Source organism: Meridianimarinicoccus zhengii, from assembly GCF_003254465.1.
GTDB classification, from domain to species: Bacteria; Pseudomonadota; Alphaproteobacteria; order Rhodobacterales; family Rhodobacteraceae; genus Meridianimarinicoccus; species Meridianimarinicoccus zhengii.
Genome location: NZ_QDFI01000050.1, coordinates 1 through 16,192, shown reverse-complemented (window position 1 = coordinate 16,192; position 16,192 = coordinate 1). Strand labels below are relative to the sequence as shown.

General features: G+C 66.7%; 11 protein-coding genes and 1 riboswitch. Of the genes, 4 read left to right on the top strand and 7 right to left on the bottom strand.

Features of this window, described 5'->3' with window-relative positions; genetic code table 11:
- Positions 1-10 precede the first annotated feature (10 nt).
- From metK to DDE13_RS15135, 4 genes are all read right to left on the bottom strand, one after another.
- Positions 11-1,198, bottom strand: coding sequence for a methionine adenosyltransferase (gene metK / locus DDE13_RS15145; protein ID WP_111405128.1), 1,188 nt, complete (start codon positions 1,196-1,198; stop codon positions 11-13).
- Between the two features lie 58 nt (positions 1,199-1,256).
- Complete coding sequence (gene metH / locus DDE13_RS15140) at positions 1,257-3,923, bottom strand: methionine synthase (protein ID WP_222626116.1); 2,667 nt, start codon at positions 3,921-3,923, stop codon at positions 1,257-1,259.
- Positions 3,920-4,987 carry a homocysteine S-methyltransferase family protein gene (locus DDE13_RS23810; protein WP_222626115.1) on the bottom strand — a complete coding sequence of 356 codons (1,068 nt, stop codon included), beginning with the start codon at positions 4,985-4,987 and terminating at the stop codon, positions 3,920-3,922. Before DDE13_RS23810 ends, metH begins: the two co-directional genes overlap by 4 nt.
- Before the next feature lie 112 nt (positions 4,988-5,099).
- Positions 5,100-6,788 carry a glycine/sarcosine N-methyltransferase gene (locus DDE13_RS15135; protein ID WP_235868720.1) on the bottom strand — a complete coding sequence of 563 codons (1,689 nt, stop codon included), beginning with the start codon at positions 6,786-6,788 and terminating at the stop codon, positions 5,100-5,102.
- A 512-nt stretch (positions 6,789-7,300) separates the two neighbouring features.
- Positions 7,301-7,389, top strand: a riboswitch (glycine riboswitch).
- A 160-nt stretch (positions 7,390-7,549) separates the two neighbouring features.
- On the opposite strand from DDE13_RS15135, the gene gcvT reads away from it, so the two are divergent.
- From gcvT to gcvP, 3 genes are all read left to right on the top strand, one after another.
- A complete protein-coding gene (gcvT, locus tag DDE13_RS15130) occupies positions 7,550-8,680 on the top strand; it encodes a glycine cleavage system aminomethyltransferase GcvT (protein WP_111405127.1) in 1,131 nt (376 codons plus the stop codon).
- 39 nt (positions 8,681-8,719) lie between these two features.
- The gene (gene gcvH, locus DDE13_RS15125; RefSeq protein WP_111405126.1) at positions 8,720-9,079 is read left to right on the top strand and encodes a glycine cleavage system protein GcvH; all 360 of its coding nucleotides are present in this window, start codon (positions 8,720-8,722) and stop codon (positions 9,077-9,079) included.
- 86 nt (positions 9,080-9,165) lie between these two features.
- Positions 9,166-12,012, top strand: a complete 2,847-nt coding sequence (gene gcvP, locus DDE13_RS15120; RefSeq protein WP_111405125.1) for an aminomethyl-transferring glycine dehydrogenase — start codon at positions 9,166-9,168, stop codon at positions 12,010-12,012.
- A 288-nt stretch (positions 12,013-12,300) separates the two neighbouring features.
- On the opposite strand, the gene DDE13_RS15115 is transcribed toward gcvP, so the two are convergent.
- From DDE13_RS15115 to DDE13_RS15105, 3 genes are all read right to left on the bottom strand, one after another.
- A complete protein-coding gene (locus tag DDE13_RS15115) occupies positions 12,301-13,461 on the bottom strand; it encodes a M20 aminoacylase family protein (protein WP_111405124.1) in 1,161 nt (386 codons plus the stop codon).
- A 176-nt stretch (positions 13,462-13,637) separates the two neighbouring features.
- Positions 13,638-14,909, bottom strand: a complete 1,272-nt coding sequence (locus tag DDE13_RS15110) for a DUF3422 family protein (protein ID WP_111405123.1) — start codon at positions 14,907-14,909, stop codon at positions 13,638-13,640.
- A gap of 96 nt (positions 14,910-15,005) precedes the next feature.
- The gene (locus DDE13_RS15105) at positions 15,006-15,467 is read right to left on the bottom strand and encodes a phasin family protein (RefSeq protein WP_111405122.1); all 462 of its coding nucleotides are present in this window, start codon (positions 15,465-15,467) and stop codon (positions 15,006-15,008) included.
- A gap of 190 nt (positions 15,468-15,657) precedes the next feature.
- On the opposite strand from DDE13_RS15105, the gene DDE13_RS15100 reads away from it, so the two are divergent.
- On the top strand, positions 15,658-16,192 hold a 535-nt coding region (locus DDE13_RS15100), incomplete at its 3' end, for an FAD-dependent oxidoreductase (RefSeq protein ID WP_162631039.1).

Sequence of the window (16,192 nt, the reverse complement as noted above, 5' to 3'; positions counted from 1 at the left end):
CCTCTGAATGTCACTGCGCGGCGGCGCTGGCGCCGAAACGGCTGGCCAGTTCCGCGGCAAGATCGGTGCGTTCCCACGAAAAGCCGCCATCGGCATCGGGTTCGCGCCCGAAATGGCCATAGGCGGCGGTGCGGGCATAGATCGGTTTCAGCAGGTCGAGCTGCGTGCGGATGCCGCGCGGGGTCAGCTTGACCATGTCCTGAAGCGCGCGCGAGATCGCGTCCTCGTCCGCTTGGCCCGTGCCCAGCGTATCCACATAAACAGCCACGGGCTGCGGCACGCCGATGGCATAGGCAAGCTGGATCTGGCACTTCTCGGCCAGCCCCGCGGCCACGACGTTCTTGGCGAGGTAGCGCGCGACATAGGCCGCCGAGCGGTCCACCTTGGTCGGGTCCTTCCCCGAGAACGCGCCGCCACCATGGGGGGCAGCACCCCCGTAGGTGTCCACGATGATCTTGCGCCCCGTCAGGCCCGCATCGCCATCGGGACCGCCGATCACGAACCGCCCCGTGGGGTTCACGATCAGCTTGGAATCGTCGAGTTCCGTCCAACCCTCGGGCATCGACATCTCGACGAAGGGCTTCACGAGCTCGCGCACCTCTGCGGTGGACAGGTCTTCGGCATGCTGGGTCGACACGACGACGGTATCCACCGCGACGGGCTTCCCGCCCTCGTAGCGCAGGGTCACCTGGCTTTTCGCGTCGGGACCGAAGCCCGGCTGCGCGCCGGATTTGCGTGCCTCGGCCATCAGCCGCAGGATGCGGTGCGCCACGAGGATCGGCATGGGCATCAGTTCCGGCGTTTCGTTGCAGGCATAGCCGAACATGATGCCCTGGTCGCCTGCGCCTTCCTCGCCCTTGTCGCCTTCGTCCACGCCTTGCGCGATGTCGGCCGACTGTTCGTGCAGAAGGTTATTCACCGCACAGGTCTTCCACGAAAAACCGGACTGCTCGTAGCCGATGTCGCGGATCGCGTCGCGGGCGATTTCTTCGACCTTCTGACGCACGGAGTTGGGGCCGCGCACCTCGCCTGCGATGGTGACGTGGTCGGTCGTCGCCAGCGTTTCGCAGGCCACGCGGGCAAGGGGATCCTCGGCCAGGAAGGCATCGAGGATGGCATCCGAAATCCGGTCGCAGACCTTGTCCGGGTGTCCCTCTGACACCGATTCACTGGTGAACAGCCAGCTTCTGTCGCTCATGTCTCGTCACTCCTTGGATCGTGTGGGGCACCGGCGCGCGGTGCGTCATTCATGGGGCTTACTCGGCCGCGCGGACCGCGGCGGGTGTTCGCCCCGGCGTATAGCCGAGGTTCGGTGACAGCCAGCGTTCCATCTCGGCCAGGTCCATGCCCTTGCGCGCGGCGTAATCGGCCACCTGGTCCGCGCCCAACCGCCCGACGCCGAAATAGGCCGCGCCGGGATGTGCGAAATACAGGCCGGACACAGCGGAGGATGGCCACATCGCGCAGCTTTCGGTCAGCTTCAGCCCCGCATGGCGCGGCGCATCGAGCATGTCGAACAGGCGGCGCTTTTCGGTGTGGTCGGGGCTGGCGGGATAGCCCGGCGCGGGGCGGATGCCGCGGTAGCGTTCCGCGATCAGGTCCTCGTTGCTCAGCGCCTCGTCCGCCGCATAGCCCCAGAGCGTGCGGCGCACGCGGTGGTGCAGCGCTTCGGCAAAAGCCTCGGCCAGCCGGTCACCCAGCGCCTGCACCATGATGGCGTCGTAATCGTTGCCCTCGGCCTTGAAGCGTTCGGCAAGGTCATGGACCTCGGGTCCCGCGTTCACGGCGAAACCGCCGATCCAGTCGGGGATGCCCTTGGGTGCCACGAAATCCGACAGGCACATGGACGCGCGGTCCTTGGACTTTGTCCCCTGCTGGCGCAGCATGCAGAACCGGTCGCGTTCGGTCGTGCGGGCTTCGTCGTCCCACACGATGATGTCGTCGCCGTCGCGATTGGCAGGCCACAGCGCCACGACACCGCGCGGCGTGAACCAGTGCTCGTCCACGATCCGCCCCAGCATCGCCTGCGCCGCGTCGTAGAGTTCGCGTGCGGGTGCCCCCATCGCCGGATCGTCGAGGATCGCGGGATACGTCTTGCGCATCTCCCAGGTCCAGAAGAACGGCGACCAGTCGATGAACGGCACGAGATCCGCCGCCGTCCAGTCGTCGATCACCGTCAGCCCCGGTGTCTGCGGCGCGGGCGGGCTGTAGCTGTCCCAGCCGCCATCGAATGCATTCTCGCGCGCTTCCGCGATCGGGGTCGTCTTGCGATCGTCCGACGCGGCGCGCCCTTCGCGCAGGCGGCCCTGCTCCGCGCGGACCTGGTCGAGGAACACGGGCGCCTTCGTCTTGCTCAGCAGGCTGGAGACGACGCCCACCGCCTTGGACGCGTCATCCACATGAACCACGCCATGGTCGTATTCCGGGGCGATCCGAAGCGCGGTGTGCTTCTTCGACGTGGTCGCCCCCCCGATCAGCAGCGGCAGGTTCAGCCCCGCGCGGGTCATTTCGGCGGCCACGTCCACCATCCTGTCGAGCGACGGCGTGATGAGCCCGGACAGGCCGACGATATCGACCTTTTCTTCCACGGCCTTCGCGATGATGTCCTCGGTCGGGACCATCACGCCCATGTCCACCACGTCGTAATTGTTGCACTGCAGCACGACGCCCACGATGTTCTTGCCTATGTCGTGCACGTCGCCCTTCACGGTCGCCATCAGCACGCGCCCCTTGGCCGAGGTATCGCCGGAGCGCTTCTTTTCCTCTTCCATGTAGGGCAGCAGATGCGCCACCGCGGCCTTCATGACGCGGGCGGATTTCACCACCTGCGGCAGGAACATCTTGCCCGCGCCAAACAGGTCGCCGACCACGTTCATGCCGTCCATCAGCGGCCCCTCGATCACGTCGAGCGGCTTTTCGGCGCGCTGGCGGCATTCCTCGGTGTCGTCGACGACGAAATCGGTGATCCCGTGCACCAGCGCGTGTTCCAGCCGCTTCTCGACGGGCAGTTCGCGCCACTTGGGGTCTTCCTTCTTCGCCGCCTCGCCGGTGTTGCGATACTTGTCCGCGATGGCGAGCAGTCGGTCGGTGGCGTCGGGCCGGCGGTTGAACAGGACGTCCTCGACATGGTCGCGCAGCTCGTCCGGGATGTCGTCATAGACCGTGATCTGCCCCGCGTTGACGATGGCCATGTCCATCCCCAGCGGGATCGCGTGATACAGGAACGCGGAATGCATAGCCTCGCGCACCGCGTCGTTGCCGCGAAAGCTGAAGGACACGTTCGACAGCCCGCCCGACACGTGGCAGTCGGGCATCGCGTCCTTGATCATGCGCGTCGCGTCGAAGAACGCGTTGGCGTAGTCGTTGTGTTCCTCGATCCCCGTCGCCACGGCGAAGATGTTGGGATCGAAGATGATGTCCCACGGCTCGAACCCGGCCTTGTCCACCAGCAGGTCGTGGGATCGCTTGCAGATGTCGAACTTGTGCTGCGCGGTCTCGGCCTGCCCGCCTTCGTCGAAGGCCATGACGACGACCGCCGCCCCGTGCCGGCGGACGATCCGCGCCTGTTCAAGAAACGCGTCTTCGCCTTCCTTCAGCGAGATGGAATTGACGACGCAGCGGCCCTGCACGCATTTCAGCCCGGCCTCGATCACGTCGAACTTGGAACTGTCGATCATGACCGGCACCCGGCTGATATCCGGTTCCGCCGCGATCAGGTTGAGGAAGGTGACCATGGCCTCCTTGGAGTCCAGAAGCCCCTCGTCCATGTTCACGTCGATGATCTGCGCGCCGTTTTCGACCTGGCTGCGCGCCACGTCGAGCGCGGCGGCATAGTCGCCCGCCATGATGAGCTTCTTGAACTTCGCCGAGCCGGTGACATTGGTCCGTTCGCCGATATTGATGAAACGCGAGACACTGCTCATGCGGCTTCCCCTTCGTCGGCGCCCGCGGCTTCGAACATCTCCAGCCCCGACAGACGCATCCGGCGCACCGGCGCGGGGATCTTGCGCGGCCTCTGCCCCGCCACGGCCTTGGCGATGGCGGCGATATGGTCGGGCGTCGTGCCGCAGCAGCCGCCGACGATGTTCACAAGCCCCGCGCGCGCCCACTCGCCGATGTGATCCGCGGTCTCGCGGGGCTGTTCGTCGTAGCCGCCCATGTCATTGGGCAGGCCCGCGTTCGGATAGGCGCTGACACGGGTGTCCGCGACCCCGGACAGGGTGCGCACATGGGCGCGCATTTCGGCGGCCCCCAATGCGCAGTTCAATCCGACCGAGAACGGACGCGCATGGCGCACGGACACCCAGAACGCCTCGGGCGTCTGGCCGGTCAGGGTGCGGCCCGAACGGTCCGTGATCGTGCCCGAAATCATGATCGGCGGCACGGCCAGCCCCGCGTCGCGCAGGCTGTCGATGGCATAAAGCGCCGCCTTGGCATTGAGCGTGTCGAAGATCGTTTCCACGAGGATGATGTCCGCCCCGGCCTCCACCAGTGCGCGCGCGGCCTCGCCATAGGCATCGGCCAGTTGGTCGAAGGTCACGCCCCGATGGCCGGGGTCGTTCACGTCCGGGCTGATCGACGCGGTCTGGTTCGTCGGCCCGATGGCCCCCGCGACCCAAGCCGGGCGGTCCAGCCCCGCCTGTTCGATGGCCTCGCGCGCGATGGCGACCGATGCCGCGTTCATTTCCGCCGACAGGTGCACCATGCCATAGTCCGCCTGGCTGATCGCGTTCGCGCCGAAGGTGTTCGTGCACAGGATATCGGCACCCGCGTCCAGAAATGCGGCGTGGATGTCGCGGATCATGTCGGGCTGCGTCAGGCTGAGCAATTCGTTATTGCCGCCCACGTCCTGCGCCCAATCCACGAAACGGTCCCCGCGATAGGTCGCCTCGTCGGGCTTGTGGGTCTGGATCATCGTGCCCATGGCCCCGTCCAGAACCAGAATCCGCTCTGCCGCCGCCTGTTCGAGGTCCCGTGCCTGTGCCATACCAAGTCCTTGTAATCTGCGCCGCGCCTCGATAGGCGCGGTTGCCGGTCCGTTTCGCCATATACCACGGCTCTGCGGCTTTCCAGCCGCGGTTTTCCGCTGCCCTTGTGCGTCAGGCAGGCTTGCGGAAGACTTGGATGCCCCAGGCCAGTTGCCCGGCATCCGCCGCATCGACCCAGTTCTGAAGGCCCGTCGCCATCTTGGTCAGATACTCGAGCGACGCGCCTGCATCGCGCAGCAGGGCTTCGTTGGCCTGCAGTTCCTCAAGCACCCGCGCATAGTGGGTGCGCAGGTTATGCAGCCCGTCTTCCTGCTCCACCAGGTCGAACCCCGCCGCCTCGGCGGCCTGCCGATAGAACTGCATCGATCCCAGGTCGTTCAACTGCAACCGGTCATAAACGGCTTGCAAGGCGCCGGGCGTCACCTCGTCGGCCTGCATCGGGTCCGTGAAGATCAGCGTCCCGCCGGGCTTGAGCACGCGGAATGCCTCCCCCATGATCTTGGCGCGCTGGTCGGAATGCAGGAACGCGTCCTGCGACCAGACAACATCGAAACTGGCGTCGGCTTCGGGCACGTCCTCGAACACGCCGTGGCGGACCGCGATGCGGTCGCCCAGCCCGGCCTCGCGGATCTTGGCGCGGTTATAGTCGTTCTGCGTCTCGGAAATGTTCAGGCAGACCGCCTGCGCGCCCGTGGCCTTCACCAGTTTGCGCATCGCGCCGCCGTAGCCTGCACCGAGATCCAGCACGCGCGCGCCGTCGCCCAGGCCGTCAAGCTTGTCGATCATCCGGTAGACGATGCGGTCCGAAGCATCGCGGATCACGGACGTTTCGCTGTAATCGCCGATATGCAGGTCTTCGCCCCCCCAGATCGTCGAATAGAACAGGTCCGCGTCGTCGCTGTCGTAATAGTCTTCGGTCACGGTCCGGATATCGGTGCCGTCCTCGGACTGGCCGCCCCAGCGCACGAGATGGAGCGAGGATTTCTCGGCCACGTGAATGAAGAAGTCCGGCTTGCCCTCGGAATAGGTTTCCTGGAAATCGCCATAGGTTCGCACCCGTTCGAACCCGGCTTCGTCCAGCAGGCGGCGGATGTAGTTCTTGCGGATCGGACACATGTTGAGCGTGTAGTGCGACCCGTCCGGGAAGCTGTAGCGCATCCGGCACAGCCCCTCGTCCACGTGTTCCGGCTCGGCCGTGACCTGATCGCCGCAATAGTAATATTTGTGCTTCGTGCTGAAGCCCTCGTCCAGCATCGCGTCATAGTTGCGCTGATCAAGGATCAGGATGCCGTCATGCTTGAGCGCGGCGTAGTATTCGGCCAGCGCGCGGCGGCGATCCCGTTCCTCGTGCAGATGCGTGAACGAATTGCCGAGGCATACGATCGCATCGTACTTGCCCTTGATGTCGCGGTTCAGCCAGCGCCAGTCGGCCTGCACCGTCTTGAGGATCAGGCCGTGCTTCTGGCCATTCGCGAACGCCTTGGCCAGCATCGCGGCCGACCCGTCCGCCGTGGTCACATCGAATCCGGCTTCGGTCAGGCGCACGGAATGAAAGCCCGTCCCCGCCGCCACGTCGAGCACGGTTTCCTTGCCGCGCGCCCGCAGGATGTCGATGAAGAACTGCCCTTCGGACCGCGCGCGGCCCTGCCAGTCGATCAGTTCATCCCATTTTTCCACGAACGCCATGATGTATTCGGCGCGGTAGCGGTCTGTATCGCGGTTGGTCAGCGGATCGCCGTCATAGCCCTGTTCGCGCAGGTCAAGCTCGGCGTTTCGCTTGGCGGGCATATCTTCGGCCATGGTGTCTCCATTCCGCTGCTTGGCGCGCGCAGATACCCCGTGCCACGAACGGCACGGACGACGCGCATGATGATGTCAGTTTGTGCCCCGCACCGGACCGTGGGGGCGGCGCGCCGTATGCGCACCGAGGCGCAGCAGGCCCCGTTTCCGGGGGCTCAACCGCAAGCTGCGACGTGTTGCCGCTGCGTATGTTGATGAGACCGTAGCCAGACGCCGCCCACCGATCAACAGCCGGCGCGCAAAAAACAGGGCCCGATCTCAAGACAGGCATCAGAGAACTGATATAAATGCATTTTTTGTCAGTGATAGTTTTGCGACACCGGGTGACGACTGCGGTTCAAGCCGTCCGGGCCCCGGATCCGGGGCTGCCCGCCGCGGTTGATTCCCCCGTCCCGCGGCGTGAACGACTGCGACACCCGGTAGCTGCGGATCGCCTGAATACGACACGTGGCGTGGCTTTGACGACAGCCTGTAAAACCCTTGCCGGAACACGGATGCTGCGCTAGCAGTATGGTCATGCGACGGGAGAATCCGGGGTAACCCGGTGCCGAAGGAGCAACCGCCCCGGTAAACTCTCAGGCCAAAGGACCGTTGCAGGACCGAACACTCTGGAGAGTGGCATGAACGCCATGCCCGCCGAAGGGATAGCGATCTCAGGCGCAAGGGACAGAGGGGGCATCATCGGGCGGCGCAGCCGCAATGCGTGATGCCGGCGCCAACCGGCACGATTGACGGGCCATGTTGGATTGGCTGGGGGCTGAATGTCGGACCTGAACACAACACCGCTGCATGCGCTGCATGGCGAACTGGGCGCGAAGATGACGCCATTCGCGGGCTACGACATGCCGCTGCAATACCCGGCCGGCGTGCTGAAGGAACATCTGCACTGCCGGTCGCAGGCGGGGCTGTTCGATGTCAGCCACATGGGACAGGTGATCCTGCGTACCCCGTCGGGTGACGCAGCGGACGCGGCCCTGGCGCTGGAATCGCTGGTGCCCGTGGACCTGCTGGGGCTGAAACCCGGCCGGCAGCGATACGGGCTTTTCACCAACGACGCAGGCGGGATCGAGGACGATCTGATGATCGCCAATCGTGGCGACCACCTGTTTCTCGTCGTCAACGCCGCCTGCAAGGACGCAGACATCGCGCGGTTGCGCGCCCGGCTGGACGGGCTGTGCAGCGTCGAGCCGGTCACCGACCGCGCGCTGATCGCTTTGCAGGGGCCCGGCGCCGAGGCCGCGCTGCTTGACCTGACCACCGCGTGCCGCGACATGCGCTTCATGGATGTCACAACCGTGGATAGCGATTTCGGCCCGCTCTGGGTATCGCGGTCCGGCTACACGGGTGAGGATGGCTACGAAATCTCTGTCGCCGCCGACCGCGCCGAGGCGTTCGCTCGCGCCCTGCTCGAAGACCCCGCCGTCGCCCCCATCGGGCTGGGTGCCCGCGACAGCCTTCGGCTGGAGGCGGGGTTGTGCCTCTACGGCGCCGATCTCGACCCGACCACGACGCCGGTCGAGGCCGCGCTGACATGGGCCATCCAGAAGGCCCGCCGCACCGGCGGCGCGCGGGAGGGCGGTTTTCCGGGGGCGGATGTGATCCTGCGCCAGATGGCGGAGGGCCCCGCCCGCCTGCGCGTGGGCCTGCTGCCCGAGGGCCGCGCGCCCATGCGCGCCGGAACCGAGATCTTCGCCGCGCCGGATGACGATACGCCCATCGGCACCGTCACGTCCGGCGCTTATGGCCCGTGGATCGAGGCGCCCATGTCCATGGCCTATCTCGCCACCCACGCCACCGAACCCGGCACGGTCGTCTTTGGCGCGGTGCGCGGCAAGCGCCTGCCCGCGACCGTGACCGCGCTGCCCTTCCGCCCCGCCCAGTTCAAACGCTGACCCCAAGACACCACCCCAAGGACCCCGAGGACCACAGGCATGAAGTTCACCGAAGAACACGAATGGCTCCGCCCCGAAGACGACGTGATCGTCGTGGGCATCACCGAACACGCCGCCACGCAGCTTGGCGATCTGGTGTTCGTGGAACTGCCCGAACCGGGCATCATGGTCAGCAAGGACGACGAGATCGTGGTGATCGAATCCGTCAAGGCGGCGTCCGACATCCTCGCCCCCATCGATGGCGAGATCGTCGAGGTGAACGAGGGGCTCGTGGACAACCCCGCGCTCGTGAACGACGACCCGCTGGGCGAGGCGTGGTTCTTCAAGATGAAGCCATCCGATCCGTCGCAGATGGACGACATGATGGATGCGGACGCCTACGCCAAGTATATCGGCTGATCCCGGCGCGCGCGGCCTGCCCGCGCCGCGCCCGCGACCCGACCTGCACATTCAGGCCGCGCACCGGCCCGACCACGGAGGCATAAATGCCCTTCACGCCCACCGACTACCTGCCCTACGATTTCGCCAACCGCCGCCATATCGGCCCCTCGCCCGAGGAAATGGCCGCGATGCTGCAGGTGGTGGGGGCGCCGTCGCTCGACGCGCTGATCGACGAAACGGTGCCGGACGACATCCGGCAGGACGAACCGCTGGAGCTGACCCGGGCCATGTCGGAACGCGAACTGCTGCTGCACATGCGCGACATAGCGGACCGGAACACTGATCTGACCTCGCTCATCGGGATGGGGTATCACGACACGATCACGCCGCCCGCGATCCTGCGCAACGTGTTCGAGAACCCGGCATGGTACACGGCCTACACCCCCTACCAGCCCGAGATCAGCCAGGGGCGGCTGGAAGCGCTTTTGAACTTCCAGACCATGGTGTCCGACCTCACCGGGCTCGACATCGCCAACGCGTCCCTGCTGGACGAGGCGACGGCCTGCGCCGAGGCGATGACCATGGCGCAGCGCGTGGCCAAGTCCAAGGCGACGGCGTTCTTCGTCGATGAAAACTGCCACCCCCAGAACATCGCCGTGATGCGGACCCGCGCAGCCCCGCTGGGTATCGAGCTGATCGTGGGCGCGCCCGAGACGCTTGATCCGGCGGAGGTGTTCGGCGCGATCTTCCAGTATCCCGGCACCTATGGCGACCTGAACGATTTAAGCGACCCCATCGCGGCACTGCACGAGCACAAGGCCGTCGCGGTCATGGCCGCCGACCCCATGGCGCTGACGCTGCTGAAGGAGCCCGGCGCGATGGGCGCCGATATCGCCGTAGGCTCCATGCAGCGCTTCGGCGTGCCGCTGGGCTTCGGCGGACCGCATGCCGCGTATCTGGCGTGCCGCGACGCCTACAAGCGGTCGATCCCGGGCCGCATCGTCGGCGTGTCCGTCGACAGCCGCGGCAACGCAGCTTACCGGCTGTCGCTGCAGACGCGCGAGCAGCATATCCGCCGCGAAAAGGCCACCAGCAATGTCTGCACAGCGCAGGCGCTGCTGGCGGTCATGGCGTCGTTCTACGGCGTGTTCCATGGCCCAAAGGGGCTGCGCGCCATCGCGCAGCGCATCCACCGCAAGACCGTGCGGCTGGCCCGCGGGCTGGACGAGGCCGGGTTCGCCGTCGCACCCGCCGCGTTCTTCGACACGATCACCGTCGAGGTCGGTCCGATGCAGGGGGTCATCCTGAAATCGGCGCTGGCGGAGGGCATCAACCTGCGTGCCGTCGGCAATGATCGCGTCGGCATCACGCTGGACGAAACCACCCGGTCCGAGACGATCGAGGCCGTGTGGCGTGCTTTCGGCATCACCCGGCGCGACGATGACCTGACGCCCGCCTACCGCGTGCCGGAACCGCTGATCCGCACCAGCGATTTCATGACCCATCCCGTGTTCCACATGAACCGCGCGGAAACGGAAATGATGCGCTACATGCGGCGCCTGTCGGACCGCGATCTCGCGCTCGACCGGGCGATGATCCCGCTCGGGTCCTGCACGATGAAGCTGAACTCGGCGGCCGAGATGATGCCGGTCAGCTGGCCCGAATTCGCGCGCATCCATCCCTTCGCGCCGGCCGACCAGGTGCGCGGCTATCGGCAGATGATCTCGGACCTGTCGGACATGCTGTGCAAGGTGACGGGCTATGACGCCATGTCCATGCAGCCGAATTCCGGCGCGCAGGGCGAATACGCGGGGCTTTTGACCATCGCGGCGTATCACCGGGCGCGCGGAGATGACAACCGCCGCATCTGCCTGATCCCGATGAACGCGCATGGGACCAACCCGGCCTCGGCGCAGATGGCGGGGATGCAGGTCGTGGTGGTGAACTGCACCGACCGCGGCGATATCGACGTGTCCGATTTCCGGGCCAAGGCCGAAGCGGCAGGCGACCGGCTGGCCGCCTGCATGATCACCTATCCGTCCACCCACGGCGTCTTCGAACGCACGGTCCGCGAGGTCTGCAAGATCACCCATGCCCATGGCGGGCAGGTCTATCTGGACGGTGCGAACCTGAACGCGATGGTGGGCCTGTCCCAGCCCGGCAAGATCGGCGCGGATGTCAGCCATCTGAATTTGCACAAGACCTTCTGCATTCCGCATGGCGGCGGCGGGCCCGGCATGGGGCCGATCGGCGTGAAGGCGCATCTGGCCCCCTATCTTCCCGGCCACCCGTTCACGGGCGGGTCCGAGGGACCGGTCAGCGGCGCGCCCTATGGCTCGCCCTCGATCCTGCCGATTTCCTATGCCTATTGCATGATGATGGGCGGGGACGGGCTGACCCAGGCCACGAAGGTCGCGATCCTTGCCGCGAACTACATCGCCAAGCGGCTGGAGGGTGCCTATCCCGTTCTTTACAAAGGGGATAACGGGCGGGTGGCACATGAGTGCATTTTGGACACACGGCCCTTCGCCGAGCATGGCATCACCGTGGACGACATCGCCAAGCGGCTGATCGACCACGGGTTCCACGCGCCGACCATGAGCTGGCCGGTGTCGGGCACGCTGATGGTGGAGCCCACGGAGTCGGAAACCAAGGCCGAGCTTGACCGGTTCTGCGATGCCATGCTGGCGATCCGGGCCGAGATCGACGCGGTGGCGAAGGGCGACATCGACAAGGAAAACAACCCCTTGAAGAACGCTCCTCACACGACCGAAGACCTTGTGGCCGACTGGGACCGTCCCTATAGCCGCGAGTCCGCGTGCTTTCCGGCGGGGTCGTTCCGGGTCGACAAGTACTGGCCGCCGGTGGGCCGGGTGGACAATGTCTACGGTGATCGGCACCTCGTGTGCACCTGCCCGCCGCTCGAGACCTACAGGGACGCGGCGGAGTGAACGACATATGAATCACGTATGACTCGCGTATGACTCCTGTATGACTTCGGCCCGTCGCGCCAACCAGGTGTGCGACGATCAGCCGGTAGCGGCAGGCGGCGCGCAACGCGCCGCCGGACCGGCGCACGCTTGGGTGGGGAGCGGAATGCGGAACATCCCCGCCCCAGCAAGCACGCGGCCAACGGGGTGAGGCCTGGATTGCAGTTGCGCGCCGCACAGGGTGCAGCGCGCTGCCAGACGGGGACAGTGCCGAGAGAGCCGCGGCCAGCGACCGGACAACCGGGAGGGCTACCCCGCCCGCAGCCGGTGTTCGACCATGCCCGACAGCCACGAACAGCCCGTGGGGATGATGTCGTCGTTGAAATCGTAATCGGGATGATGGACGGGCGCCGTGTCGCCGTTGCCGACAAGGATATAGGCCCCCGGGCGCGCTTCGAGCATGTAGGCGAAATCCTCGCCGCCCATCACGAGCGGCGCGTCGCCGCACGCCCCGCCCACATCGCGGGCGACGGCGGCGGCGTGTTCCGTTTCCGCGGCGCCGTTCACCATCACCGGGTAGCTGCGGATATAGTCCACGTCGATCACCGCGCCGAAGGTCGCGGCGACGCCGGCGGCGATCTCTTGCATCCGGCCCTCGGCCAGGTCCCGCAGCGCGGGGTCGAGCGTGCGGACGGTGCCGCGCAGGCGCGCCGTTTGCGGGATGACGTTATGCGCGCCGCCACCTGCCTGCAAAAGCGTGACAGACACCACAAGCTGCCCGACCGGGTCGGCGTTGCGGCTGGCGATGGTCTGGAGCGCCAGCACGAGATGGCTGGCGGCCACGATGGGGTCGATCACCTCTTGCGGCTTGGCCGCGTGCCCGCCCCGCCCCGTGATGGTGATGTTGAATTCGTCCGTCGCGGCGAAGAACGGCCCCGGACGGATGGCGAAGCTGCCCGCGGGCTGACCCGGCCAGTTGTGCAACCCATAGACTTCGGTGATGCCGAAACGGTCCATCAGCCCGTCCTCCACCATCACGCGCGCACCGCCGCCGCCTTCCTCCGCGGGCTGGAAGATCACGACCGCCGTGCCCGCGAAATTGCGCGTCTCGGCAAGGTAGCGCGCGGCGCCCAGCAGCATCGTGGTGTGCCCGTCATGGCCGCATGCGTGCATCTTGCCGGGGCTGGTGGAGGCATGGGGCAGACCGGTCGTTTCCTCGATCGGCAGCGCGTCCATGTCGGCGCGCAGGCCGACAACGCCCACGCCCGGCACGCGGCCCCGGATCACGCCCACGACCCCGGTGCGGCCGATACCCTCCACCACCTCGTCGCAGCCGAATTCGCGCAGGCGTTCGGCCACGGTGGCGGCGGTGCGGTGGGTGTCGAACATCAGTTCAGGGTGGGCGTGGATGTCGCGGCGCCACGCGGTCAGTTCGGGCAGCCATTCGGCGAAACGGTTCTTGACGGGCATCGGTCTCTCCTGCGTTCGGCGGGAGTGTAGGCCACCACAACGCCGCTGACGAGGGCTGCCGGTGGGAAACCGGCGCGGGATGCGACGATGCCATGGCGTGCGCGGCGCGCCGATCCGGCGGCTTCGGGCCTGTCAGGCCATGCCGCGCGGCCGCGCTGTTGCGACTGCGCCGCGCGTCACTCCATCTCGCGGCGGATGCGGCGCAATGTGGCCCAGACGCCCGCGACCACGAGCGGGGCGGTCACGGCCCCCAGCACGGGTTTCGACACCCCGAGCGAGTATTCCAGCGGCGCCAGCACATAAAGCACGAGCGACAGCGCGTAATAGCTGATCGCCACGACGCTGAGCCCCTCCACAGTGCGTTGCAGCCGCAACTGCATGTCGGCGCGCTTGTCCATGCTTTCCAGAAGCTGCTGGTTCTGGGCCGAGCGTTCCACATCGACCCGCGTGCGCAGCAATTCGCCGGCCCGGATCGCCCGGTCGGTCATCGACGACAGCCGCCGTTCCGACGCCTTGACGGTGCGCATGGCGGGATCGAAGCGGCGCATCATGAATTCCGCGAAGGTCTGGCGCCCGTCGAAGCGGACCTCGCGCAGTGCCGAGATGCGCTGGTTCACCAGCGCCTCATAGGCCCCGGTCGCGCCGAAGCGGAAGGTGGACTTGGTCGCAAGGTTCTCCAGGTCCGCCGCCGTGGCCAGCAGCGATTCCAGCGTGGCGTCGGGCCGCGCGTCGGCCTTGCGCATGTCGTCCACCATCTCGGACAGGTCGGTCTCGAGCCGGTTCATCTGCCCGGACAGTTCGCGCGCCATGGCAAGGCCGAGCATCGACATGCTCTTGTAGGTCTCTATCTCGGCAAGCCGCTGCACGATGCGCCCGATCCGGCTGCTGCCCGTACCCGGCGCCACGAAGACCGCCATGCGCATGTGCCCCTGCGGATCGATCCGGAAATCGCCCGCGATCACCGCCGCACCGTCGATCACCTCGCTGACGGCGACGCTTTCATGCACGAACCAGTCCGACACCTTCTGCGACACGCTGCTGAAATCGTCGAGCTTCTCGATCCGGATCAGCATGGAGGTCACGCGCACCCCCGGCGCATTCTCGAGCCAGTCCTTCGGAAACAGCTCGAACGACCGCCCGTCGAAGGGCCGCTGCGCCACGCCATCGCAAAACAGCGTGTAGGTCACGAATTCCGTGTGGCTTTCCCATTTCAGGTGGTGCTTCCCGATCTGCCCGAAATAATGGGTGGCGCCGGGATGCGGGTGCTGCGCGCCATGCCTGTCGAGCAGGTCGATCAGGTGCGCGCGGTCCAGCCTGCGGTCGCGCGACGCCGCATCGGTGGGCTGCTTGATCGCCAGGTGGATCGCGCGGCAGGGCGCCGAGAGGGAGGGAAAGGGCCGTGCGTGAAGCTCGTTCGCCAGCGAATACCGCAGGTCGTGGTCGCGCATGAAGCACTCCGTCAAGGCGTCGGGACACGGGGCTGGCCGGGCGCACGCTGCGCCGCCGCATCCTGTCTAGCGCAGGGCTGCGGACGACAGAAGGGTTTACTTGGTCTTCTGCTTGATGTCCTCGAGCGCGTCGTTCACCTGCCCCTTGATCTGGGTATAGGCTTCCTCGTTCGCGTCGCGCGCGGCATCGGCCAGCTTGCGCATCAGCACCAGCGCCTTTTCCACCGCCAGCGCATAGGACTCGGTGCGGTTCGACACGGCTTCGGGCCCCGTCGTCTCGTCCACCCAGGCGACGTGTTCGCGCGCGGCCTGCGTCAGTTGTCCGAACACCTCCATCTGCTTTTCCAGCAGGTCCTTGTAGGCGGCGGCGGCCGCCTTGTTCGCATCGACCATGGCTTCGAAATTCTTGCGGTTCATGTCGAACACGCCGGACATGTCGAACGCGTTGGTCTTGGCCGGGGCGAAAGCGCTGAACATCTGGTTCGGATCGAAGAATTTCTGCACGTCCTCGGGATCGAACATGCGGAACATCTGGCTCATGTCATAGGGGTTCTTCATCGGCCTGATCCTTTCGGCTCGCAGGGGCGGCGGTGCTGTCCCCTGAAAGGTCAAGGGCTTGCCCGCCGACAGTCCCACGTTTACTAGCACAGGGGCCAAAGGCCCGGTATCGCCGTGCCTGCGACACAATCACACCGCCCCCGCCGATCCGACCGCGCGCACGCGCGCATGCCACGCCCGGAGCCCGTCCATGCACAGCACGCTGCCCATGACCCGCGATCTCGTGCTCGTGGGGGGCGGGCATACCCATGCGCTGGTGCTGCGCGCGTTCGCCATGCGTCCCGTCGGCGGGGTGCGGCTGACGCTCATCGATCCCGGCCCGGTGGCCGCGTATTCCGGGATGCTGCCGGGCTTCGTCGCGGGGCATTACAGCCGGACGGCGCTGGAAATCGACCTTGTCCGGCTTGCGCATGCGGCGGGGGCGCGGCTGGTGACGGGTGCGGCCGAAGGGATCGATCCGGCGGCGGGGCATGTTCATGTCGCGGGGCGTGCGCCCATCGGCTGGGATGTGTGTTCGGTGGATGTCGGCATCACCTCGGCCATGCCGGACCTGCCGGGGTTTGCCGCGCACGGGGTGCCTGCCAAGCCGCTCGGGCCCTTCGCGCAACGCTGGGCCGCCTTCGCCGACCGGGTCGCGGCGGGCGAGTTGGCGGCACCGCGGGTCGCGGTGATCGGCGCGGGGGTCGCGGGCGTGGAACTCGCGCTGGCGATGGCCCACCGGCTGC